Source organism: Pseudomonas sp. LB3P81, from assembly GCF_054897965.1.
This window is the reverse complement of record NZ_JBUBVG010000001.1, coordinates 3,616,356-3,638,809: the sequence shown is the minus strand read 5'-3', so window position 1 is coordinate 3,638,809 and position 22,454 is coordinate 3,616,356. Positions and strand designations below refer to the sequence as shown.

Annotated in this window: 20 protein-coding genes and 1 pseudogene; 9 read left to right on the top strand and 12 right to left on the bottom strand. The window is 59.6% G+C overall.

From position 1 onward, the window contains the following. Positions 1-31: 31 nt before the first annotated feature. The 7 genes and pseudogenes from ACYZTL_RS16765 to ACYZTL_RS16735 all read right to left on the bottom strand — a co-directional run. Positions 32-640 carry an energy transducer TonB gene (locus ACYZTL_RS16765; RefSeq protein WP_461952718.1) on the bottom strand — a complete coding sequence of 203 codons (609 nt, stop codon included), beginning with the start codon at positions 638-640 and terminating at the stop codon, positions 32-34. 337 nt (positions 641-977) lie between these two features. Further along, complete coding sequence (locus ACYZTL_RS16760; protein ID WP_461952717.1) at positions 978-1,646, bottom strand: gamma-glutamylcyclotransferase; 669 nt, start codon at positions 1,644-1,646, stop codon at positions 978-980. 315 nt (positions 1,647-1,961) lie between these two features. After that, positions 1,962-2,927 (bottom strand): CDP-6-deoxy-delta-3,4-glucoseen reductase, encoded by a 966-nt coding sequence (locus ACYZTL_RS16755; protein ID WP_461952716.1) that lies wholly within the window; start codon positions 2,925-2,927, stop codon positions 1,962-1,964. Next, positions 2,927-4,393, bottom strand: a complete 1,467-nt coding sequence (ubiD, locus tag ACYZTL_RS16750) for a 4-hydroxy-3-polyprenylbenzoate decarboxylase (protein ID WP_461952715.1) — start codon at positions 4,391-4,393, stop codon at positions 2,927-2,929. The genes ACYZTL_RS16755 and ubiD overlap by 1 nt, the downstream gene beginning before the upstream one ends. Before the next feature lie 142 nt (positions 4,394-4,535). Beyond that, complete coding sequence (gene rho, locus ACYZTL_RS16745; RefSeq protein ID WP_007942421.1) at positions 4,536-5,795, bottom strand: transcription termination factor Rho; 1,260 nt, start codon at positions 5,793-5,795, stop codon at positions 4,536-4,538. 248 nt (positions 5,796-6,043) lie between these two features. Further along, positions 6,044-6,373, bottom strand: coding sequence for a thioredoxin TrxA (trxA, locus tag ACYZTL_RS16740; RefSeq protein ID WP_003206727.1), 330 nt, complete (start codon positions 6,371-6,373; stop codon positions 6,044-6,046). Between the two features lie 120 nt (positions 6,374-6,493). Continuing rightward, positions 6,494-6,729 (bottom strand): annotated as a pseudogene (locus ACYZTL_RS16735) (FCD domain-containing protein); the annotation flags it as partial. A gap of 187 nt (positions 6,730-6,916) precedes the next feature. On the opposite strand from ACYZTL_RS16735, the gene ACYZTL_RS16730 reads away from it, so the two are divergent. The 5 genes from ACYZTL_RS16730 to ppx all read left to right on the top strand — a co-directional run bounded on the left by ACYZTL_RS16730 (position 6,917) and on the right by ppx (position 11,524). Beyond that, the gene (locus tag ACYZTL_RS16730) at positions 6,917-7,702 is read left to right on the top strand and encodes a transporter substrate-binding domain-containing protein (RefSeq protein ID WP_461952714.1); all 786 of its coding nucleotides are present in this window, start codon (positions 6,917-6,919) and stop codon (positions 7,700-7,702) included. A gap of 21 nt (positions 7,703-7,723) precedes the next feature. After that, the gene (locus ACYZTL_RS16725; RefSeq protein WP_461952713.1) at positions 7,724-8,404 is read left to right on the top strand and encodes an amino acid ABC transporter permease; all 681 of its coding nucleotides are present in this window, start codon (positions 7,724-7,726) and stop codon (positions 8,402-8,404) included. After that, positions 8,401-9,069, top strand: a complete 669-nt coding sequence (locus tag ACYZTL_RS16720) for an amino acid ABC transporter permease (RefSeq protein WP_461952712.1) — start codon at positions 8,401-8,403, stop codon at positions 9,067-9,069. The genes ACYZTL_RS16725 and ACYZTL_RS16720 overlap by 4 nt, the downstream gene beginning before the upstream one ends. Next, positions 9,038-9,775 carry an amino acid ABC transporter ATP-binding protein gene (locus ACYZTL_RS16715; protein WP_461952711.1) on the top strand — a complete coding sequence of 246 codons (738 nt, stop codon included), beginning with the start codon at positions 9,038-9,040 and terminating at the stop codon, positions 9,773-9,775. Before ACYZTL_RS16720 ends, ACYZTL_RS16715 begins: the two co-directional genes overlap by 32 nt. Positions 9,776-10,021: 246 nt before the next feature. After that, positions 10,022-11,524, top strand: a complete 1,503-nt coding sequence (ppx, locus tag ACYZTL_RS16710) for an exopolyphosphatase (protein ID WP_461952710.1) — start codon at positions 10,022-10,024, stop codon at positions 11,522-11,524. A gap of 156 nt (positions 11,525-11,680) precedes the next feature. Here the strand turns inward: ppx and ppk1 are convergent, their stop codons facing one another. Both ppk1 and hemB read right to left on the bottom strand, forming a co-directional pair. Further along, the gene (ppk1, locus tag ACYZTL_RS16705; protein ID WP_461952709.1) at positions 11,681-13,903 is read right to left on the bottom strand and encodes a polyphosphate kinase 1; all 2,223 of its coding nucleotides are present in this window, start codon (positions 13,901-13,903) and stop codon (positions 11,681-11,683) included. Between the two features lie 18 nt (positions 13,904-13,921). Beyond that, positions 13,922-14,935, bottom strand: a complete 1,014-nt coding sequence (gene hemB / locus ACYZTL_RS16700; protein WP_461952708.1) for a porphobilinogen synthase — start codon at positions 14,933-14,935, stop codon at positions 13,922-13,924. 208 nt (positions 14,936-15,143) lie between these two features. On the opposite strand from hemB, the gene ACYZTL_RS16695 reads away from it, so the two are divergent. After that, the gene (locus ACYZTL_RS16695; protein ID WP_461952707.1) at positions 15,144-15,776 is read left to right on the top strand and encodes a DedA family protein; all 633 of its coding nucleotides are present in this window, start codon (positions 15,144-15,146) and stop codon (positions 15,774-15,776) included. On the opposite strand, the gene ACYZTL_RS16690 is transcribed toward ACYZTL_RS16695, so the two are convergent. Beyond that, positions 15,757-16,992, bottom strand: coding sequence for a sterol desaturase family protein (locus tag ACYZTL_RS16690; protein ID WP_461952706.1), 1,236 nt, complete (start codon positions 16,990-16,992; stop codon positions 15,757-15,759). The genes ACYZTL_RS16695 and ACYZTL_RS16690 overlap by 20 nt on opposite strands. Before the next feature lie 115 nt (positions 16,993-17,107). On the opposite strand from ACYZTL_RS16690, the gene elbB reads away from it, so the two are divergent. Beyond that, positions 17,108-17,776, top strand: coding sequence for an isoprenoid biosynthesis glyoxalase ElbB (elbB, locus tag ACYZTL_RS16685; protein ID WP_461952705.1), 669 nt, complete (start codon positions 17,108-17,110; stop codon positions 17,774-17,776). An 87-nt stretch (positions 17,777-17,863) separates the two neighbouring features. Here the strand turns inward: elbB and ACYZTL_RS16680 are convergent, their stop codons facing one another. Beyond that, positions 17,864-18,319, bottom strand: coding sequence for a YaiI/YqxD family protein (locus ACYZTL_RS16680; RefSeq protein WP_461952704.1), 456 nt, complete (start codon positions 18,317-18,319; stop codon positions 17,864-17,866). A 115-nt stretch (positions 18,320-18,434) separates the two neighbouring features. Next, positions 18,435-20,333 carry an FTR1 family protein gene (locus ACYZTL_RS16675; protein WP_461952703.1) on the bottom strand — a complete coding sequence of 633 codons (1,899 nt, stop codon included), beginning with the start codon at positions 20,331-20,333 and terminating at the stop codon, positions 18,435-18,437. 314 nt (positions 20,334-20,647) lie between these two features. Between ACYZTL_RS16675 and ACYZTL_RS16670 the strand changes: the two genes are divergently transcribed. Continuing rightward, positions 20,648-22,045: a COG3014 family protein gene (locus tag ACYZTL_RS16670; protein WP_461952702.1), complete on the top strand. Its 1,398-nt coding sequence runs from the start codon at positions 20,648-20,650 to the stop codon at positions 22,043-22,045. Positions 22,046-22,060: 15 nt separating this feature from the next. Then, positions 22,061-22,432: a YcfL family protein gene (locus ACYZTL_RS16665; protein WP_214379724.1), complete on the top strand. Its 372-nt coding sequence runs from the start codon at positions 22,061-22,063 to the stop codon at positions 22,430-22,432. The last annotated feature ends 22 nt before the right edge of the window (positions 22,433-22,454 follow it).

Genomic DNA, 22,454 nt, shown 5'->3' with positions numbered 1-22,454 from the left:
ACCCTGTTCAAACCGCTTTTTTGCGCCATGACTAAATCAACTTCCGAATATCCTCCGGCAGGAACCTCATGTATCTCGCGGCAGGATTATTCAGACATTGCCTGGCAATTGCCGGCACACGCCTGTTCAGTCTGGCGATCATCGCCAGACGTTGCTCACTCGACATTTGTTTTTGGAAATATCCATTCGACAGGTAAGCGCGGGTGTATTGAAACGCGGGTAAATCAACCCACTGGTATTCCGCGATGCTGACAAGGCCCTGATTGACCTCGCGACACTTCACCTCTTTGAGCCACTGATTGATGCCATTCGGAGCATCAAGTCCAAAAATCATCGGCGCAATGATTTCCTGTTCGGCCGGTTTTTCACCCTCAATCGTCCACGGCTTGAATCGCCACTGCTCTATCGCGGCTTTACTCGCCTCGGCCAGATCAGGATGGTCGCTTTGCAGAATGCGCACCTTACTGACCGAACCATCCGCATTGGCCGTGAACTTGACCCGCACATTACCGACGATACCCGCCCTGGATAGCGCAGTCGGATAAATCGGCTTGGGGTTTTTCTCAGGAATAAGAAACACCTCGTCGGCCCAGACATCCACGGATAGCACCAGTAACAATACGCACGCAAACCACCGCATAACCCCTCCCTTTCACGCCTGAAATGCCAGTCTTGGCAACAGCACAAAGGTTAAGGCCCGACGATTTTTTACATAACGCCATGGCTTCCTGTTCAGGCGCAGGACATTTCCCAAAGCCCCGCACTACTCCGGGCATAACCGCGTCAAAAATGGTCGCGAGGTAACAATTCCCACAGCGCCCTTCACTTACACCTGAGCGACATGTTCGTAAAAGAACATGCGATCTCCAACATTTCCGCTGTTTGGCCGGGACGGCGGTTTTCGTCTTGCTGATTGGCGCGTGCCTGCTGGCAATGGCCTTCCTTGCGCCAACCTTGTGGCACAAGCAGGTCGCCAGTCAGACCCGCGAAGCAATCGCCTGATCGTTTTTTGATTTGCAGCGCTTGAGCCGCGCCTCCAGATTCCGGTCTGGCATGGCGTGGCTACGCAGGGCGTTGGCGGTCTGCTCGACATAATCGCGAGTGGTGCCATAGCGCCCGCAAGCGTTTTCGAACACATGGCTCAGCACATGATCCGGCAAGTTTCCGGCATAGCTGGGCAGGTGTCGCTCCAACACGAATCCCAACGCCTGAACCTGGCTTCCGTCTTCGAGACGGCAGTTGAGCCAGTGTGGGCGATAGGACGGAAATGGCATTTCGCGCTGCCACAAGGCATACAGCGAAGCGTCGAGTTGTTCTTCGGGCAAACGATAAGCGAAGCCGCTGCAAGAGCCGCCGCGATCCAGACCAAACACCAGGCCCGGCACTTCCGGCGTGCCGCGATGTTCATGGGACCACAAATACAAACCGCGATGGTAGCCATGCACCCGGCCACGAACGCGTTCAACCGCCGCGCATTCAGGACGCCAGATCAGCGAGCCATAGGCAAACAGCCAGACCGGCCCGCCCTTGTGGCGCGCCATGGTCGACTGCATCGAGCTGAGCAATTGTTCGTGCGTAAGCTGCGGCCCCAGATCGAGCCGCGGAGGGTAAGCCAGATTCAAAAAAGCAGATTCAATGGCGGTCATGGCGAATAGCGTTCAGCTCCCCGCGGGTAATGAATTACTTAATAGAACGCACCGCTGTAACAATAAGGCACATATGTTTTAAGGCAATTTAAGTGCCATGGCACAGTTTTAAATAATTGCCTGAATGACATATAACCTACCGGCATTTATAAAAATCTATAAATACCGATCGGCTATATATGGAGTTATAACCAGAGAACCTGTAGGAGCGAGCTTGCTCGCGATGGAGACAAGGACAACGCGTTCATCCGACTGCACGCATTATCGTTGACCTCCATCGCGAGCAAGCTCGCTCCTACAGAGGGGGCAGCCTCATCATCTAGGCGCGTAGGCAAACACATCCGCGCGCATCTGATGAGCATCCATCCCGGCTTCGACCAACGCATCCAGCGTGCCGTAGACCATCGCCGGAGAGCCGCTGGCATATACATGCAAGGATTTCAGATCCGGGAAATCCTCGCACACCGCCTCATGCAGCATGCCGCAACGCCCCTGCCAGCCACATTGATCGCTGACGACTTTATGCAGGAACAGATTGGGCAGTTTCAGCCATTCATCCCAATGTTCGATTTCATAAAAATCTTCAGGACGACGCACGCCCCAATACAGATGCACCGGATGCTTGAAGCCCGAGGCCCGACAATGTTCGATCAGGCTGTGGATCTGGCCCATGCCGGTACCCGCAGCGATCAGAACCAACGGTGCGTCGGGCAACTCGGCCAGGTGCGCATCGCCAAATGGCATGTCGATTCGCACCATCGTGTCGCGCTGCAGTTGCTTGATCAAATTTTGTGCACTGGCCTCGCGCACCAGCACGTGGATTTCCAGATCTCGCCCGGCAGAAGGTGCCGACGCCAGGGAAAAAGATGACTTTTCGCCATTGTCCCGATGAATCATCAGGTACTGACCCGCGTGATAACGCGGTGGCTTGCCGGCCGGTGCCCGCAGTCGTACCCGCCAGGTATCGCCACCGACCTCGGTGCAACTGGTGACCTGACATGACAAGCTGCGCACCGGCAATTCTCCCAGCGCGAGCACGCCATCCCACAGCACGATGCAGTCTTCCAGCGGCTCTGCTATGCAAGTGTAGAACTCGCCATGGTCACGCACATGACCAGCCTGCTCGACCCGCCCTTCCACCAGCAGCGCGGCGCACACGTGGCAATTGCCGTTGCGGCAGCTTTGCGGGCATTCATAGCCCAGACGCCGTGCGCCATCGAGAATCCGCTCGCCGGGCAGAATCTCAAGCACTGCTCCGGAGGGCTGCAAGGTTACACGCATCAATCTATTCCTAACTGATTCCAGATGGCATCGATCCGTTGGGTCACGGCATCATCCTTGACGATGACCCGGCCCCACTCGCGCGTGGTTTCGCCCGGCCATTTATGCGTGGCATCGAGCCCCATTTTCGAACCCAGGCCTGAGACCGGCGAGGCGAAGTCGAGGTAGTCGATCGGCGTGTTGTCGATCATCACCGTGTCGCGCTTGGGGTCCATACGCGTGGTGATGGCCCAGATCACGTCGTTCCAGTCCCGTGCATTGATATCGTCGTCAGTGACGATAACGAACTTGGTGTACATGAACTGTCGCAAAAACGACCAGACACCGAGCATTACCCGCTTGGCATGGCCGGGATACGACTTTTTCATGGTCACGATGGCCATGCGGTACGAGCAGCCTTCGGGCGGCAGGTAGAAGTCGGTGATCTCAGGGAACTGCTTCTGCAGAATCGGCACGAACACTTCGTTCAGCGCCACGCCAAGAATCGCCGGCTCATCCGGCGGACGGCCGGTGTAGGTGCTGTGGTAGATCGGCTTGATCCGGTGGGTGATGCGCTCGACGGTGAACACCGGGAAGCTGTCGACTTCGTTGTAGTAACCGGTGTGGTCGCCGTACGGACCTTCGTCGGCCATTTCGCCCGGATGGATCACGCCTTCGAGGATGATTTCGGCGGTGGCCGGCACTTGCAGGTCGTTGCCGCGGCACTTCACCAGTTCGGTGCGGTTACCGCGCAGCAGGCCGGCGAAAGCGTATTCGGAGAGGCTGTCCGGCACCGGCGTCACGGCACCGAGAATGGTCGCCGGGTCAGCGCCCAGCGCCACGGAGACCGGGAACGGCTGGCCCGGATGCTTTTCACACCATTCGCGGTAATCCAGTGCGCCGCCACGGTGACTCAGCCACCGCATGATGACCTTGTTGCGGCCGATCACTTGCTGGCGGTAGATGCCGAGGTTCTGGCGGTCCTTGTTCGGACCTTTGGTGACGGTCAGGCCCCAGGTGATCAGCGGGGCGACGTCGCCGGGCCAGCAGGTCTGCACCGGCAGCATCGCGAGGTCGACGTCGTCGCCTTCGATGACCACTTCCTGGCAGACCGCGTCTTTGACGACCTTGGGCGCCATGGCGATGATCTTGCGGAAGATCGGCAGCTTCGACCAGGCGTCCTTCAGACCTTTCGGTGGCTCGGGTTCCTTGAGGAACGCCAGCAGCTTGCCGATCTCGCGCAGTTCGCTGACCGCTTCGGCGCCCATGCCCAGCGCTACGCGCTCAGGGGTGCCGAACAGGTTGCCGAGCACTGGGATGTCATAACCCGTGGGTTTTTCGAAAAGCAGGGCCGGACCTTTGGCACGCAAGGTGCGGTCGCAGACCTCGGTCATTTCGAGCACTGGGGACACCGGAACCTGGATGCGCTTGAGTTCGCCGCGCTTTTCCAGGCCGCTGATAAAGTCGCGCAAGTCGCGATACTGCATGCGTGAGCCTCGTGTTGGCCGTGGCGTTCGGAGGGTGGCAGTTTAGCGCCGAACCCCTCTATTCAGAACCACGAACTGCCGGTTCATCAAAAATCAGATAGCAAAAAGCCGGGTTTCCCCGGCTTTTGCTGATCTGATCGACTTACTTGCGTTTCATCGACAGGAAGAACTCGTCGTTGGTCTTGGTCGTTTTCAGCTTGTCGACCAGGAACTCGATGGCGGCGATTTCGTCCATCGGGTGCAGCAGCTTGCGCAGGATCCACATGCGCTGCAACTCGTCGTCGGCGGTCAGCAACTCTTCGCGGCGGGTGCCGGAACGGTTGATGTTGATAGCCGGGAACACGCGCTTTTCAGCGATACGACGATCCAGCGGCAGTTCCATGTTGCCCGTGCCTTTGAATTCTTCGTAGATTACTTCGTCCATCTTCGAGCCGGTTTCAACCAGCGCGGTGGCGATGATGGTCAGCGAGCCGCCTTCTTCGATGTTCCGTGCGGCGCCGAAGAAACGTTTCGGTTTCTCCAGGGCGTGGGCATCGACACCACCGGTGAGCACTTTGCCGGAGCTCGGGATCACGGTGTTGTAGGCGCGAGCCAGACGGGTGATGGAGTCGAGCAGGATCACCACGTCTTTCTTGTGTTCGACCAGGCGCTTGGCCTTCTCGATCACCATTTCGGCAACCTGCACGTGGCGGGTTGGCGGCTCGTCGAACGTCGAGGCAACCACTTCGCCGCGCACGGTGCGCTGCATTTCGGTCACTTCTTCCGGACGTTCGTCGATCAGCAATACGATCAGGTGAACTTCAGGGTTGTTACGCGCGATGTTGGCAGCGATGTTCTGCAACATGATCGTCTTGCCGGCTTTCGGCGGTGCAACGATCAGACCGCGCTGGCCTTTACCGATCGGGGCGCACAGGTCGATGACTCGACCGGTCAAGTCTTCGGTGGAACCGTTGCCGGCTTCCATCTTCATGCGCACTGTCGGGAACAGCGGGGTCAGGTTCTCGAAGAGAATCTTGTTTTTCGCGTTCTCGGGACGATCGTAGTTGATCGTGTCGACCTTGAGCAGCGCGAAATAACGCTCGCCTTCCTTCGGAGGGCGGATCTTGCCGACGATGGTGTCACCGGTGCGCAAGTTGAAACGGCGGATCTGGCTCGGCGAGACGTAGATATCGTCCGGGCCGGCGAGATAGGAAGCGTCAGCGGAGCGCAGGAAGCCGAAGCCGTCCTGGAGAATCTCCAGCACGCCATCACCGGAGATTTCCTCGCCGCTTTTAGCGTGCTTTTTGAGCAGGGAGAAAATCACGTCCTGCTTGCGCGAACGGGCCATATTTTCTATGCCCATCTGTTCGGCCAATTCGAGCAGTTCGGTAATCGGCTTTTGCTTGAGTTCAGTCAGATTCATATAGGAATGACGTAATCATTTATGGAGGGGGGAAATTAAGCTTTTGGCTTAATGAGGCCGCGCCGCAGAGAAGGCGACAGGATCGCGTACTTATTCGAAAAGGAGTGCGTCGGCGACGGCTAGCAGGGGGCAGTGGAGAAACCAGTGCGGGGCCGAATGTACCACCTGAGTTTCGGAGCGTCTAGCCCTCAATAACGAAAAAGCCCCGCAATCTGCGGGGCCTTTTTTCGGACACTTTACAGCGACGCTTAGATGTTGGCGTCGAGGAAAGCCGCCAGTTGCGACTTCGACAGTGCGCCGACCTTGGTCGCTTCAACGTTGCCGTTCTTGAACAGCATCAGGGTCGGGATACCACGCACGCCATGCTTGGCCGGGGTTTCCTGGTTTTCGTCGATGTTCAGTTTGGCGACGGTCAGCTTGCCTTTGTAGGTTTCAGCAATCTCGTCCAGAACAGGAGCGATCATTTTGCAAGGGCCGCACCATTCAGCCCAGTAGTCGACCAGTACAGCGCCTTCGGCCTTGAGTACGTCAGCCTCGAAGCTAGCGTCGCTAACGTGTTTGATAAGATCGCTGCTCATGGAAGTCTCCAGGTTGTAAGCAAAAAAACGTGGCCCATCATAGCCGCCCTTCCTTCGTTCAGGAAGGTGCAGATGATTGAGTCTCGCTATGGTGGTGAATGAGTTTGGGTATAGCTCAAGTCAGGACAATGCGGGAGCGACGAAGGCAATCCCGGTGCGCAGGGCGGCATTGCGCACATGGCCTTTTGCGCCGCGCCGGACGAGCGCCGAGCCAGCGCACGGAGGATTTTGCGGTGCTCCTGCCAGGTTTCCATGGCGCGTTCTGCCCGGATAAACGGTAGTTTTTTGCTTTCCAGAAAGATGTCGGCGCTGGCGCTCAAGATGCTCAGCATCGCCTGATTGCCGCTGGCCAGCAGATCAATTTGCGGATGGCTTGCAGCGAATATGCGCTATCGGAGTGCGAAACGCAGCGCGACTGCTCAGACCAGCAAGACCGAACAGCACCAGCAAAACCGTGGCCTCGCACCGCAAAAAACCGATGTTGGCATGTCCCGTGCTCTGTCGATCCGCAGAAATCATTCCTCGCCGATCCGGAGATTTGCCATGACCCTGCGTTACAGCGCCCTCCTCGCCTCCCTGTTTGCCAGCCTGCTTCTGAGCCAGGTGCCCGCCCACGCTGACGGTCTGGAGGATGTGGTCAAACGCGGCGTCCTCAAGGTGGCCGTGCCTCAGGACTTCCCGCCGTTCGGCTCGGTCGGCCCGGACATGAAACCCCGCGGCCTCGATATCGACACCGCAAAACTGCTGGCCGACCAGCTCAAGGTCAAACTCGAGCTGACGCCGGTCAACAGCACCAACCGCATTCCCTTCCTCACCACCGGCAAAGTGGATCTGGTGATCTCCAGCCTCGGCAAGAACCCCGAACGCGAGAAGGTCATCGACTTCTCCAGCGCCTACGCACCGTTCTACCTCGCCGTGTTCGGTCCACCGGATGCCGATATCAAAGGCCTGGACGACCTCAAAGGTAAAACCGTCAGCGTCACCCGTGGCGCCATCGAAGACATCGAGCTGACCAAAGTCGCCCCCGAAGGCGTGACCATCAAGCGCTTCGAAGACAACAACTCGACCATCGCCGCGTACCTCGCCGGCCAGGTCGACCTGATCGCCAGCGGCAACGTGGTGATGGTGACCATCAGCGAGCGCAATCCAAAGCGTATCCCCGCGCTGAAAGTGAAACTCAAGGACTCGCCCGTCTACGTCGGCGTGAACAAGAACGAGCCGGCGTTGCTGGGCAAGGTCAACCAGATCCTCGCCACCGCCAAAACCGATGGCGCGCTGGAAAAGAACTCCCGGACCTGGCTGAAAGAACCGCTGCCGGCCGATCTCTGATCGTCGCTCGGGAGATTTGATATGGCCTATCAGTTCGACTTCATACCGGTGGTGCAAAACACCGACCTGCTGCTGCGCGGTGCGCTGTTCACGCTTGAACTGACGGCCATCGGCGCGGTGCTCGGCGTGGGCCTGGGCATCGTCGGAGCGCTGGTGCGGGCGTGGAACATTCGTCCGTTCTCAGCGATTTTCGGGGTCTACGTCGAGTTGATCCGCAACACACCGTTTCTGGTGCAGCTGTTTTTCATCTTCTTCGGTTTGCCATCGCTGGGCTTACAGATTTCCGAATGGCAGGCGGCGGTGCTGGCGATGGTGATCAACCTCGGCGCTTATTCCACCGAAATCATCCGCGCCGGCATTCAAGCGATTCCTCACGGACAACTGGAAGCCGCTGCTGCGTTGGCGATGACCCGGTTCGAAGCCTTCCGCCACGTGATCCTGCTGCCGGCGCTGGGCAAAGTGTGGCCGGCGCTGAGCAGCCAGATCATCATCGTCATGCTCGGCTCGGCGGTCTGTTCGCAGATCGCCACCGAAGAGTTGAGCTTTGCCGCCAACTTCATTCAGTCGCGCAACTTCCGCGCCTTTGAAACCTACGCCCTGACCACGCTGCTCTATCTGTGCATGGCGCTGCTGATCCGTCAGTTACTGAACTGGATCGGTCGTCGTTGCCTGTACAAAAGCAGCGCGAGGAGCGGCCAATGAGCGATTTCACCTTCTGGGACATCGTGCGCAACCTGCTAACGGGCTTGCAATGGACGTTGGCGCTGTCGCTGGTGGCGTTTATCGGCGGCGGGTTGATCGGCTTGCTGGTCATGGTCATGCGCATTTCGAAGAAAGCCCTGCCGCGCAGTTTCGCCCGCACCTACATCGAACTGTTCCAGGGCACGCCGCTGCTGATGCAGCTGTTTCTGGTGTTCTTCGGTGTGGCGCTAGTCGGCGTGGAAATTTCACCGTGGATGGCGGCGGCGATTGCCTTGACGCTGTTCACCAGCGCTTACCTGGCGGAGATCTGGCGCGGTTGCGTCGAATCGATCTCCAGCGGCCAGTGGGAAGCCTCGTCGAGCCTGGCGCTCAATCCACTGGAACAGCTGCGTTACGTGATCCTGCCGCAAGCGTTGCGCATCGCCGTGGCACCGACCGTGGGTTTCTCGGTGCAGGTGGTCAAAGGCACTGCCGTCACTTCGATCATTGGTTTTACCGAACTGACCAAGACCGGCGGCATGCTCGCCAACGCGACCTTCGAACCGTTCATGGTCTACGGCCTCGTGGCCCTCGGTTACTTCCTGCTCTGCTACCCCTTGTCCCTCAGTGCGCGCTACCTGGAAAGGAGACTGCATGCCTCTGCTTGGAATTTCCGCCCTGCATAAATATTACGGCGACCACCATGTGCTTAAAGGCATCGACCTGAGCGTCGAGGAAGGCCAGGTGGTGGCGATCATCGGCCGCAGCGGCTCGGGCAAATCGACGTTGCTGCGCACGCTGAACGGCCTGGAGTCGATCAACGACGGGGTGATCGAGGTCGACGGCGAATACCTCGATGCCGCCCGCGTCGATTTGCGCAGCCTGCGACAGAAAGTCGGGATGGTGTTTCAGCAGTTCAACCTGTTCCCGCACCTGACGGTGGGCGAGAACGTGATGCTCGCGCCGCAGGTGGTGCAGAAAGTGCCGAAGGCCAGAGCGGCGGAGCTGGCGCGGGAGATGCTGGAACGGGTCGGGCTGGGCGAGAAGTTTGATGCGTTCCCGGATCGACTGTCCGGCGGACAGCAACAGCGGGTGGCGATTGCCCGGGCGCTGGCGATGTCGCCGAAGGTGTTGCTGTGTGACGAGATCACCTCGGCGCTGGACCCGGAATTGGTCAATGAGGTGCTGAGCGTGGTCCGGCAACTGGCCAGAGAAGGCATGACGTTGATTATGGTCACCCATGAAATGCGTTTTGCCCGGGAGGTTGGGGATAAGTTGGTGTTTATGCATCTGGGGAAGGTGCATGAGGTGGGGGATCCGAAGATTCTGTTCGCGAATCCGCAGACGGCGGAGCTGGCGAATTTCATTGGGACAGTCGAAGCGGCGAGCTAACACCACTGTGGCGAGGGAGCTTGCTCCCGCTCGGCTGCGCAGCAGTCGTAAATCTGCCAACCGGTTTTTCCTGAAGCACCGCGTTGAATGGTTTTAGGGCCGCTGCGCAGCCCAGCGGGAGCAAGCTCCCTCGCCACAGGAAACCCACGTCGCTCGTGCGCTGGATCAAGGCATTAAACCGTACGCGTTGGCGTCAGCGTTTGATCGTGGCACGATGTCGGGGTTATCGACCGAGACCCACTGACCATGCCGCAATCCCAAGCCAAGAATCTGTCCCTGATCGCCGCAATCGACCTGGGCTCCAACAGCTTTCACATGGTCGTGGCCAAGGCCCAGAACGGCGAAATCCGTATTCTCGAGCGTCTCGGGGAGAAGGTTCAGCTGGCCGCTGGCATCGACGAAGAGCGCCACCTCAACGAAGAATCCATGCAACGCGGGCTCGATTGCCTGAAGCGCTTTGCCCAACTGATCAGCGGTATGCCGCCCGGCGCCGTGCGAATCGTGGGCACCAACGCCCTGCGCGAGGCCCGAAACCGCGTCGAATTCATCCGCCGCGCCGAAGAGATTCTCGGCCACCCGGTGGAAGTCATCTCCGGTCGTGAAGAAGCGCGTCTGATTTACCTCGGCGTGTCCCACACCCTCGCCGACACTCCGGGCAAGCGCCTGGTGGCCGACATCGGCGGCGGCAGTACCGAATTCATCATCGGCCAGCGCTTTGAACCGCTGCTGCGCGAAAGCCTGCAAATGGGCTGCGTCAGTTTCACCCAGCGCTATTTCAAGGACGGCAAGATCACCCCGGCCCGCTACGCCCAGGCGTACACGGCGGCGCGGCTGGAGATCATGAGCATCGAACACGCCCTGCACCGCCTGACGTGGGATGAAGCCATCGGCTCCTCGGGCACCATCCGCGCCATCGGCCTGGCGCTGAAGGCTGGCGGCCATGGCACGGGCGAAGTCAACGCCGAAGGCCTGGCTTGGCTCAAGCGTAAACTGATCAAACTCGGCGACGTCGAGAAAATCGACTTCGAGGGCATCAAGCCTGACCGCCGGGCGATTTTCCCGGCCGGCCTGGCGATTCTCGAAGCGATCTTCGATGCCCTCGAACTGCAACGCATGGACCACTGTGAAGGCGCCCTGCGCGAAGGCGTGCTCTACGACCTGCTGGGCCGTCATCATCACGAAGACGTCCGTGAACGCACCCTCAGCTCGCTGATGGAGCGTTATCACGTCGATCTGGAACAAGCGGCGCGCGTTGAGCGCAAGGCGTTGCATGCCTTCGATCAGGTGGCCGAGGATTGGGAGCTGGATGACGGCGTCTGGCGTGAACTGCTGGGCTGGGCCGCCAAGGTCCATGAAGTGGGCCTGGACATCGCTCACTATCAGTTCCACAAGCATGGCTCCTACCTGATCGAGCACTCGGACCTGGCCGGGTTCTCCCGCGAAGACCAACTGATGCTCGCGCTGCTGGTGCGTGGCCACCGCCGCAATATTCCCCGGGACCGGTTTGCCGATTTTGGCGACGACGGCATCAAGCTGATTCGCCTGTGCGTGCTGCTGCGCTTTGCGATCCTGTTCCATCACATCCGCGGCACCCAGGAAATGCCTCAGGTGGTACTGCACGCCAACGGCGACAGCCTGGATGTGTTGTTCCCGGAAAACTGGCTGGACGAAAACCAGCTGACCCAGGCCGACTTCGCCCTGGAAGCGGATTGGCTGACCCGCGTCGGCTTCGTTCTAAACGTCCGATAAACCCTGTGGCGAGGGAGCTTGCTCCCGCTGGACTGCGCAGCAGGCCTTCTTTTGGGGCCGCTTCGCAGCCCAGCGGGAGCAAGCTCCCTCGCCACAGGTAAGTAGCAAAAAAAATGGCGATCCGCAGGGATCGCCATTTTTTATGCCGCGTGAGGATTAATGCACAGCCAGAATCGGGCTGCCCAACCGCTCCAGCAGCGTTGCTTGCGCACTGCGCGGGTTCTGGTTGCCGGTCGGCGTGTTGCGGATGTAACGACCGTCCGCCTGCAGGCTCCAACTGTGAGTATTGTCCGTCAGGTACAGCTCCAGCTCTTTCTTGACCCGCATGATCAGCTTCTTGCCTTCCACCGGGAAACAAGTCTCGACGCGCTTGTCGAGGTTGCGCTCCATCCAGTCGGCACTGGACAGGAACATCTGCTCGTCACCGCCATTGAGGAAGTAGAAGACCCGGGTGTGCTCCAGGAAGCGACCGATGATCGAACGCACGTGAATGTTGTGCGAAACCCCGGCGATGCCCGGACGCAGGCAGCACATGCCACGCACCACCAGATCGATGCGCACGCCGGACTGGCTGGCCTTGTACAGCGCACGGATGATCTTCGGATCGGTCAGCGAGTTGAACTTGGCGATGATGTGCGCCGGTTTGCCGTCCAGCGCGAACTGCGTCTCGCGGGCAATCATGTCGAGCATGCCCTTCTTCAGTGTGAACGGCGCATGCAGCAGCTTCTTCATGCGCAGGGTCTTACCCATGCCGATCAGCTGGCTGAACAGTTTGCCGACGTCGTCGCACAAGGCGTCATCCGAGGTCAGCAAGCTGTAGTCGGTGTACAGACGGGCGTTGGCCGCGTGGTAGTTACCCGTACCCAAGTGGGCGTAACGCACGATCTCGCCGGCCTCGCGACGCAGAATCAGCATCATCTTGGCGTGGGTCTTGAAGCCGACCACGCCGTAAATCACCACCGCACCGGCCGCTTGCAGACGGCTGGCCAGTTGCAGGTTGGACTCTTCGTCGAACCGCGCGCGCAATTCGATCACCGCAGTGACTTCCTTGCCGTTACGCGCCGCATCGACCAGCGCATCAACGATTTCCGAGTTGGCGCCGGAGCGGTACAGCGTCTGACGGACCGCCAATACGTGCGGATCTTTCGCTGCCTGGCGCAGCAAATCGACGACAGGTGTAAACGACTCGAACGGGTGCAGCAGCAGGATGTCCTGCTTGCTGATCACGTTGAAAATGTTCTCGCTGTTCTGCAGCAGTTTCGGAATCTGCGGCGTGAACGGCAGGTATTGCAGCTCGCGCTGACTGTCGAGGCCGGTGATGCTGAACAGGCGAGTCAGGTTGACCGGACCGTTGACCTGATACAGCTCGGTCTCGTGCAGGTTGAACTGCTTGAGCAAGTAGTCGGACAGCTGTTTCGGGCAGGTATCGGCGACTTCCAGACGCACCGCGTCACCATAGCGACGGGAGAACAGTTCGCCGCGCAGGGCGCGGGCCAGGTCTTCCACGTCTTCGGTGTCGACGGAGAGGTCGGCGTTTCGGGTCAGGCGGAACTGGTAGCAGCCCTTGACCTTCATGCCCTGGAACAGGTCATCGGCGTGCGCGTGGATCATCGACGACAGGAATACATAGTTGTCGCCAGGGCCGCCGACTTCTTCCGGCACCTTGATGACACGCGGCAACAGACGCGGTGCCGGGATGATCGCCAGACCGGAATCGCGACCGAAGGCGTCGATGCCTTCGAGCTCGACGATGAAGTTCAGGCTCTTGTTCACCAGCAACGGGAACGGGTGCGTCGGGTCGAGACCGATCGGGGTGATGATCGGCGCGATCTCGTCGCGGAAATAACGGCGGACCCAGGTTTTGAGCTTGGTGGTCCAGTAACGGCGACGGATGAAGCGGACCTGATGTTTCTCCAGTTCCGGCAACAGAATGTCGTTGAGGATCGCGTACTGGCGGTCGACGTAACCGTGCACCAGCTCGCTGATCCGGGCCAGGGCCTGGTGCGGTTGCAAACCATCAGCGCCGGCCTGTTCACGGGCGAAGGTGATCTGCTTCTTGAGGCCGGCCACACGAATCTCGAAGAACTCGTCCAGGTTGCTGGAGAAAATCAGCAGAAATTTCAGCCGTTCCAGCAACGGGTAGGATTCATCCAACGCCTGTTCCAGCACGCGGATGTTGAACTGCAGTTGCGAGAGCTCGCGATGGATATACAGGCTGCTGTCATCCAGGCCTGGAACGACAATCGCTGGTGCCGCTGGCGCGGTTTCGACCACTACCGCGGGCGGAGCAGGTTCCAGCTCCGGCGGGGTTTCGGCGATCGGCTCCACCACGGGTTTAGCCTCTTGTACGGCAACTTCAGTGAGTCCTTCGGTATTCATGGAATGTTCCTGGGAGGGCTATTGTTGCTCTCGTAACAATTGAGCAGCACGAACGGCAAAGTAAGTCAGGATGCCATCAGCGCCTGCACGTTTAAAAGCGGTCAGGGATTCGAGGATAACCCCTTCGCTCAACCAGCCATTCTGGATTGCCGCCATGTGCATGGCGTATTCACCGCTGACCTGATAAACAAAAGTCGGCACTTTAAATTCTTCTTTGACCCGGTAAAGGATATCCAGATACGGCATGCCTGGCTTGACCATGACCATGTCCGCGCCTTCTGACAAGTCCGCCGCCACTTCGTGCAGGGCTTCGTTGCTGTTGGCCGGGTCCATCTGATAGGAGGCCTTGTTGGCCTTGCCCAGGTTCAGCGCCGAACCCACCGCATCGCGGAACGGGCCGTAATAGGCGCTGGCGTACTTCGCCGAATAGGCCATGATCCGCACGTTGACGTGATCGGCCAGCTCCAGGGCTTCGCGAATCGCCTGAATGCGACCGTCCATCATGTCCGACGGAGCCACCACTTGAGCGCCGGCTTCGGCGTGGGACAGGGCCTGCTTGACCAGCGCGTCGACGGTGATGTCGTTCTGCACGTAGCCTGCTTCGTCGAGGATACCGTCCTGACCGTGGGTAGTGAACGGGTCCAGCGCGACGTCGGTGATCACACCCAATTCAGGGAACTGCGCACGCAAGGCGCGGGTGGCGCGCTGGGCAATGCCGTTCGGGTTCCACGCTTCGGCGGCGTCCAGCGACTTGAGTTCGGGCGGCGTAACCGGGAACAGCGCTACGGCTGGAATTCCCAGTTCGACCCACTTGGCCGCTTCTTCCAGCAACAGGTCGATGGTCAGGCGTTCAACGCCGGGCATCGAGGCCACCGCTTCACGACGGTTTTCACCGTCCAGCACAAACACCGGCAGGATCAGGTCATCGACGGTCAGAACGTTTTCACGAACCAGTCGCCGCGAGAAATCATCACGTCGATTACGACGAAGGCGGGTTCCAGGAAACAAACGGTTGGCGGGGGTAAAGCTCACGGCAGACTCCTGAGCCCGCGTTAACGGGCGAGCGTGACAGTTATAAGCGGCCATTATGACCAACGTATTACAGTTATGTGCACCCCTGTGACACGTAGTCGCATTCCATTGTCCTTGTAGGAAATGTTCACGTCGAGACACATTTGGACACTTTCATGAATGTGCACGAAGGGTTAGGCTGCGCGTTCATTTCGCCAGCACCCAGACAATGCTCCAACAATTTCTGCATGACTTCGGCTATTTTGCCCTTTTTCTCGGCACGTTCTTCGAAGGCGAAACCATTCTGGTGCTCGCGGGTTTCCTCGCGTTCCGTGGATACATGGACATCAACATGGTGGTGGTCGTGGCGTTTTTCGGCAGTTATGCCGGCGATCAGCTGTGGTACTTCCTGGGACGCAAGCACGGCCGCAAGTTGCTGGCGCGCAAACCCCGCTGGCAGATGATGGGCGACCGGGCACTTGAACACATTCGCAGACACCCGGACATCTGGGTGCTGAGCTTCCGTTTTGTCTACGGTTTGCGCACGGTGATGCCGGTGGCGATCGGCCTTTCAGGTTATCCGCCAGGACGTTACTTGTTGCTCAACGGGATTGGTGCAGCGATCTGGGCGGCTGCACTGGCCGCCGCCGCCTATCACTTCGGCGCGGTGCTCGAAGGCATGATGGGTAGCATCAAGAAGTACGAGCTATGGGTGCTTGGCGCCTTGCTGGTGCTGGGCGTCGTGCTGTGGCTGCGCCGGCGTTTCAAGAATGCCCGTCTGGCGAAGCAGGTCTACGCCGACGAGCAGGCCTTGAAAGCCGAACAGGCCAAGGCCGCCGAGGTCAAGACGCCAACCGAGTGAAGCGGTTTCTGCAACAGTAGAGACCGATTCCGCTGAGCAGGCTGTAACTCAGCAGCCCGACCCAGCCCACCGAGCTGGCCGGCCACAGCCCGATCATCGGTGCGAGCCACACCAGCGGCACATTCGACACCAGCCGCAGCAGCTCCAGCTTCAACGCCCACGGGCGATTCTCCAGGGCCACGCCCAACGTAAACAAACCCAATGCCACCGCACTCCAGCCGAGCACCAACGCGGCGGTCGGCAGATGCTGTTCGAAGTTCATCAAGTAGCTGCCCAACGCGATGTAGACGCAGAACTGCAACACCACGTAAATCTGCTGACGCCCGTCCAGCGGCACTTCGAATTTGCGGAACTGACTCAGGTCCGGTTTGTTCATCGGGTACTTCGCCGCCACGTCCGCAGGCCGCCAACCGGTGCGCATGAACCAGATTCGCAGCTTGTCCCACGTGCTTTCAGCCCGTCGCGCGTCATCCCAGAGCTGCGCGTAAAACTGCACGTTTGCCCACAATGGATTCCAGCTCGCCAGTGGCGTGGTCACGCCGAAAATCACCGGTTCGTTGTCGTCCTCTTCCTGGAACGAGCCAAATAGACGGTCCCAAATAATGAACACCCCGCCGTAGTTGCGATCCATGTAGAGAGCGTTCTGTGCATGGTGGGCCCGATGGTTGGATGGCGTGACGAAGAACCACTCGAACCAGCCGAGCTTGGGAATGTGCCGGGTATGCACCCAGAATTGATACAGCAGGTTAAGCGCCGCGACGCTGATGAACACCAGCAGCGGCACGCCGAGCACGGCCATCGGCAGGTAGAAAATCCAGCTCAGCAGGAAACCGGTACTGGTCTGGCGCAACGCCGTGGAGAGGTTGTAGTCCTCGCTCTGGTGATGCACCGAATGCGCCGCCCAGAGGATGTTGCGTTCGTGGCCCATGCGATGCAGCCAGTAGTAGCAGAAGTCATAGAGGACGAAGGCGAATACCCAGACCCAAACGCTGTCGGCCGAGAGTTCGAACAGCGCCAGATGCTTGAGGGCAAACGCATAGGTGACAAGCCCCACGCCCTTGGTCAGCAGGCCCGTGGTGGTCGACAGCACGCCAGTGCTGAGGCTGTTGATCGCGTCAGCCACCCGATAATTGCTCACCCCGCGCCAACGGTCGGCCAACAGTTCGACGGCAATCAGCACAAAGAAGAACGGCACCGCATACAGAATGAAGTCCATGACGCGCCCTGATCGGAATCTTGAGGACAGATGCTAGGTGTAGCCGCGAATTGAACCTATGGCAACGAGTGACAAATTAGTGGACATTTAACGCCATGAATCTGGAGAAAAACCCATGAGCAAAAAAATTGCAGTGATCCTTTCCGGCTGTGGCGTCTACGACGGCGCCGAGATCCACGAAAGTGTGATCACCCTGCTGCGCCTGGACCAGCGTGGCGCTCAGGTGCAGTGCTTTGCCCCCAACATCGCGCAGTTGCATGTGATCAACCACCTGACCGGCGAAGAGATGCCCGAGTCGCGCAATGTGCTGGTGGAATCGGCGCGAATCGCCCGGGGCAACATCAAGGATATCCGTGAGGCCGACGTCGAAGATTTCGACGCGCTGATCGTGCCGGGTGGTTTTGGCGCGGCGAAGAACCTGTCGAACTTTGCCATCGAAGGTGCCGGCTGCACGATTCAACCGGATGTCCTGGCCCTGACCGAAGCCTTTGCCGAAGCGGGCAAACCGGTCGGGCTGATCTGCATCTCCCCGGCGTTGGCCGCGAAAATTTACGGACCGGGTGTGACCTGCACCATCGGCAATGATGCCGACACTGCCGCTGCGATGAACAAGATGGGCGCGACCCACGCGGACTGTGCGGTGACAGACATCGTCGAAGACAAGGCGCGCAAACTGGTGAGCACTCCGGCTTACATGCTGGCGCAATCGATCAGCGAAGCCGCGGCAGGCATAAACAAACTGGTCGACCGCGTGCTCGAACTGACCCACGAAAACGATTCGTAATAGAGAAGATCAAAAGATCGCAGCCTTCGGCAGCTCCTACAATGGTTCGGCGTACACCCGTAGGAGCTGCCGAAGGCTGCGATCTTTTCAGGCTTGGCGGGACAACCGCGTGAGAATACGGTCCAGCGCATTGGCAAACGCCTGCTTCTCACGCTCGCCAAACGGCGCGGGCCCACCGCTCATCTGCCCCTGTTCACGCAAGTCGGTGAACAGGTTGCGCACCGCCAGCCGGTCACCCATGTTCTGCGCGTCGAACTCCTTTCCTCGTGGGTCCAGCGCTGCAACGCCTTTCTTTACCAGCCGGTCGGCGAGCGGCACGTCGCTGCAGATCACCAGCTCACCAGGCACCGCGTGCTCCACCAGGTAGTCGTCAGCCGCATCCGGGCCACTCGGCACCACGATCAGCTTCACCAGCGCCAGCCCCGGCTTGATCTGCGGCTGCCCCGCCACCAGCACCACTTCGAACTGGCGCTTGAGAGCGAACTTAACCACCAGATCCTTCGCCGCCCGAGGGCATGCGTCGGCATCGATCCACACACGCATTGTGTTTTACCCTCAGTTAAAAGCAAAAGATCGCAGCCTTCGGCAGCTCCTACAAGGGAACGCATTCCAACTGTAGGAGCTGCCGAAGGCTGCGATCTTTTAAAAAATCACTCGGTCAGGAGACTTGCACCCGCCGCTTCTCCGCCACCCAGCTACGCCCATACAACACAATAACCGCAATGATCGCCACCGCCTGAGCGCTCAGCGAATACGCATCAGCGTGGATACCCAGCCAGTCGAACTCGAAGAACGGCACCGGCCGCGTGCCGAAGATCCCGGCTTCCTGCAACGCCTTCACGCCGTGACCGGCAAACACTACCGACAGCGCGCACAACAGACCGGCGTTGATGCTGAAGAACACCGACAGCGGCAGTTTCGCTGAACCGCGCAGGATCACCCACGCCAGACCCACCAGCAGCACCAGCGCCGTGGCACCGCCAGCCAATACCGCGTTATGCCCCGCAGGCCCGGCCTGCAACCACAGGGTCTCGTAGAACAGAATCACTTCAAACAGCTCGCGATACACCGAGAAGAATGCCAGCGTCGCAAAGCCGAAACGCCCACCGCCGCCCAACAGGCTGCTCTTGATGTAATCCTGCCAGGCCGCTGCGTGGCGACGGTCGTGCATCCACACGCCGAGCCAGAGCACCATGACGGCGGCGAACAACGCCGTCGCGCCTTCCAGCAATTCACGTTGCGAACCGCTGACATCGATCACGTAGGCCGCCAGCGCCCAGGTTGCCAGACCGGCCACCAGCGCCAGGCCCCAACCGACGTTGACGCTGCGCACCGCCGAGTGCTGGCCGGTGTTGCGCAGGAACGCGAGGATTGCCGCCAGCACCAGGATCGCTTCCAGACCTTCGCGCAGCAGAATCAGCAGACCGGAGATGTAGCTCAGGGACCAGCTCAAACCATCACTGCCGAGCAGGCCGGCAGACTCCTTCAACCTGGCTTTGGCCGCATCCAGACGCTGCTGGACCTCGGCCACCGGCAAACCGTCCTGCAACGACTGACGGTAAGCCATCAGGGATTTTTCAGTGTCTTTGCGCACGTTGGCGTCGACGTTGTCCAGGGAGCTTTCGACCAGTTCGAAACCTTCCAGGTACGCCGCCACCGACAGGTCATAAGCCTGATCGTGATCGCCGGCGCGATAGGCCGCGACGCTCTTGTCCAGGGTTGCAGCGGTGTAGTCGAGCAGTTGCGCCGGGCCACGCTTGACCTGCGGCGGTTGCGAACGCTGGGCGCGGAAGGTCGCTGCCGCTTGCGGGCCTTCGGCGGCCAGCACTTCGGACGGGGTCTGCCGGGCGAGGTCAGCGATGTTGTAGGTTTTCTCGGATATTGCCGCGGCCGGATCGGCACTGAAACTGGCGATGTAGGTCGCCAGATCCCAACGTTGACGGTCGTCCAGCTGATCGGCGAAGGCCGGCATGTCAGTGCCTTCAACGCCCATCCCCAAGGTGTTGTAGATCGCGTAGAGGCTCAAGCGGTCCTGGCGCGCGGCATCACGCAGATTGGACGGCGGCGGCGTCAGGCCGACACCCGCCGGGCCGTCACCGGCACCCGCGTCGCCATGGCAGACCGAACAATGCTGGGCATACAGCGGCGCGCCCCGGGTCGGATCCGGCGTGATGATCGGCGCCTGACTGACTTCATAAGTCACTGCCAGCTTCGCGCCCAATTGCCGAGCCTGACGGGCGACGTCCGCGCCGTCCTGATGTGCAGCGATGGCGCTGCGCAGTGTGCTGATGCCCTGCTCCAGCCCTGCCTTTTCCGGCTTGTCCGGCATGGCGGCGATCAAGCCTTGCAGCGCCTTGCTGGAATCCAGCTGCTGGCGGTATTCGGACTCATTGATGACTTTGCCGGCCTCGACCGACTCGAGGTAATCGGCGCCAATGTAATCGAGTAAATGCAGTGCTTGTGGCGCGCCTTCCAAGGTGTCGGCCAGCAGATTGGAACTGCACAAGGCAAACAACGGCAACACCAGCCAGGCCAGAAAACGGGACGGGGCAGTCATGAATGAATCTCAAATGGAAATACGAAGTAACACATTGTTCACTTCGAATGAGTTTCGCTCAAGCTTTGTTGTATGAAACGCGGCATGACGCGCCGATTTGCGCTTTTGCCGGGTGATGGCACTTCCTGATGAAGCGCAATTAAAAAGCCATTACGTCGCCACTATCCCTGTTTATAATGCCGCGCCTTCAATTGATCGATAGGGCACTCAAGCTCCTCTGTTCATGAGGAATTGGCAGGACGCCCGTCTGCGCCGATAGGTCTTAACAGCCCGACCAGCAAGCGCGGCTGCTTACATTCAGGGAAGAAGTACCTATGGCCTCCCGCGCCCTAACCTTGATCGCACTCAGTGCTGTCACTTTGCTCTCCGGCTGTTCGGCATTCCGCAACTACGACTCGGAACTCGCACAAACCAACCAGCAACTGGCTTCCGGCAATGTCGACGCCGCGCTGACCCTGCTGGAAAAGAACAACACCGGCGAAGACAAGGACCTGCTCTATTACTTCGAGAAGGGTGAACTGCTGCGCGCCAAGGGCGACTTGTCCGGCAGCCAGAACGCCTGGAGCAGCGCCGATGCGGTGGTCGGCAAGTGGGAAGACGCGGTCAAGCTGGATACCGGCAAGTACCTCGCTCAGTTCGGCAGCTTCCTGGTGAACGACAAGGTTCGTCGCTACGAAGGCTACGACTACGAAAAAGTCATGCTGACCACGCAGATGGCCCTGAACCTGCTGGCCGTGAACGACTTCGACGGCGCGCGCACCGCGATCAAGAAAACCCACGAACGTGAAGCGGTGATCGCCGAGCTGCGCGACAAGGAATACCTCAAGAGCGAAGAGGAAGCCGAGAAAGAAGGCATCAAGACCGAATACAAAGACCTGCAGGGTTACCCGGTTGCCAGCCTCGATGCACCAGAAGTCGTCGGCCTGAAAAACAGCTACCAGAGTGCGTTCAGCCATTACCTGGCCGGCTTCGTCTACGAAGCCCTGGGTGAAAAAGACCTGGCCGCGCCGGGTTATCGCAAAGCGGCCGAGCTGCGCCCGAACACCCCGCTGCTGGAACAGGCGCTGAAGGACCTCGACAAGAAAAGTGGCAAGGATGAGGACAGCGATATCCTGATCGTCGTGCAAAGCGGCCTGGCACCTGCCCGGGATTCGATCCGCGTGCCCCTGCCTCTGCCGATCAGCGGCAATGTGGTGATCACCCCGCTGTCGTTCCCGGTCATCAAGCCTGATACCTCCACCGCCACGCTCGCCCAGATCGGCGTGGACGGTCAGCAGCTCAACCTGACGCAACTCAACAGCATCACCGCCATGTCCCGCCGCGCGCTGCGTGACGACATGCCGGGCATCATCGTGCGCACCACCGTTCGCGCCGTGACCCGTGGCGTGGCGCAGAAGAAGATCAATGAAACCAACCCGCTCGCGGGCCTGGCGGTCGGTATCACTTCAGCCGTGCTCGAAGGTGCCGATACCCGTACGTGGCGCACCCTGCCGGACAACACCCAGGTGGTGCGCCTGCGCCTGAAGAAAGGCGAGCACCAGGTCACGTTGCCAAGTGCAGTCGGTGGCTCGGTGGTCAAGATCAACGTCGATCAACGCTATCAAGTCATCAGCCTGCGTACCGTGGGCAACCAGGTGTTCGCCAGCGGCCTGGCGGCTCATGTCATCCCGAGCGCCCGCCCGACGGCCGTGGCCAGTCTCAAACAACCTTAAGAACGGAGTCTTTACATGCGTTTCAAACTCATCGCTGTCGTCGCCCTGGCCTTGCTTGCCGGTTGCGCCACACCGCCTCCACCGGAGCCAGGCAGCGCCGCCAGCAAAGTCGTGGCCATGGGCAAGCTGAAGAACATTGTGGTGGGCGCCATGCGCGTCGCCCGGGAAAACGGCTTCATGACGGTCAATGCGCAGCTGAGCAACACCAGCTTCAACAACAAGACTTTCTACTACCGCTTTGCCTGGCTCGGCCCTGAAGGCTTCCCGATTGCCGAAGAAGAAACCTGGAAAAGCCAGATGATGTACGGCGAGCAGACCAGTTTCATTCAGGCCATCGCGCCCACCGCCAAAGCCGTGGATTTCCGCCTCGAAATCAAAACTCCTTAACACCCTATTCGTTCAGTTTTAG

Bases quoted from the DNA above. Each gene is read 5' to 3' on its own strand.
- ACYZTL_RS16765 (WP_461952718.1), bottom strand. From the start codon at position 640: ATGCGGTGGTTTGCGTGCGTATTGTTACTGGTGCTATCCGTGGATGTC.
- ACYZTL_RS16760 (WP_461952717.1), bottom strand. From the start codon at position 1,646: ATGACCGCCATTGAATCTGCTTTTTTGAATCTGGCTTACCCTCCGCGG.
- ACYZTL_RS16755 (WP_461952716.1), bottom strand. From the start codon at position 2,927: ATGCGTGTAACCTTGCAGCCCTCCGGAGCAGTGCTTGAGATTCTGCCC.
- ubiD (WP_461952715.1), bottom strand. From the start codon at position 4,393: ATGCAGTATCGCGACTTGCGCGACTTTATCAGCGGCCTGGAAAAGCGC.
- rho (WP_007942421.1), bottom strand. From the start codon at position 5,795: ATGAATCTGACTGAACTCAAGCAAAAGCCGATTACCGAACTGCTCGAA.
- trxA (WP_003206727.1), bottom strand. From the start codon at position 6,373: ATGAGCAGCGATCTTATCAAACACGTTAGCGACGCTAGCTTCGAGGCT.
- ACYZTL_RS16730 (WP_461952714.1), top strand. From the start codon at position 6,917: ATGACCCTGCGTTACAGCGCCCTCCTCGCCTCCCTGTTTGCCAGCCTG.
- ACYZTL_RS16725 (WP_461952713.1), top strand. From the start codon at position 7,724: ATGGCCTATCAGTTCGACTTCATACCGGTGGTGCAAAACACCGACCTG.
- ACYZTL_RS16720 (WP_461952712.1), top strand. From the start codon at position 8,401: ATGAGCGATTTCACCTTCTGGGACATCGTGCGCAACCTGCTAACGGGC.
- ACYZTL_RS16715 (WP_461952711.1), top strand. From the start codon at position 9,038: ATGCCTCTGCTTGGAATTTCCGCCCTGCATAAATATTACGGCGACCAC.
- ppx (WP_461952710.1), top strand. From the start codon at position 10,022: ATGCCGCAATCCCAAGCCAAGAATCTGTCCCTGATCGCCGCAATCGAC.
- ppk1 (WP_461952709.1), bottom strand. From the start codon at position 13,903: ATGAATACCGAAGGACTCACTGAAGTTGCCGTACAAGAGGCTAAACCC.
- ACYZTL_RS16695 (WP_461952707.1), top strand. From the start codon at position 15,144: ATGCTCCAACAATTTCTGCATGACTTCGGCTATTTTGCCCTTTTTCTC.
- ACYZTL_RS16690 (WP_461952706.1), bottom strand. From the start codon at position 16,992: ATGGACTTCATTCTGTATGCGGTGCCGTTCTTCTTTGTGCTGATTGCC.
- elbB (WP_461952705.1), top strand. From the start codon at position 17,108: ATGAGCAAAAAAATTGCAGTGATCCTTTCCGGCTGTGGCGTCTACGAC.
- ACYZTL_RS16680 (WP_461952704.1), bottom strand. From the start codon at position 18,319: ATGCGTGTGTGGATCGATGCCGACGCATGCCCTCGGGCGGCGAAGGAT.
- ACYZTL_RS16675 (WP_461952703.1), bottom strand. From the start codon at position 20,333: ATGACTGCCCCGTCCCGTTTTCTGGCCTGGCTGGTGTTGCCGTTGTTT.
- ACYZTL_RS16670 (WP_461952702.1), top strand. From the start codon at position 20,648: ATGGCCTCCCGCGCCCTAACCTTGATCGCACTCAGTGCTGTCACTTTG.
- ACYZTL_RS16665 (WP_214379724.1), top strand. From the start codon at position 22,061: ATGCGTTTCAAACTCATCGCTGTCGTCGCCCTGGCCTTGCTTGCCGGT.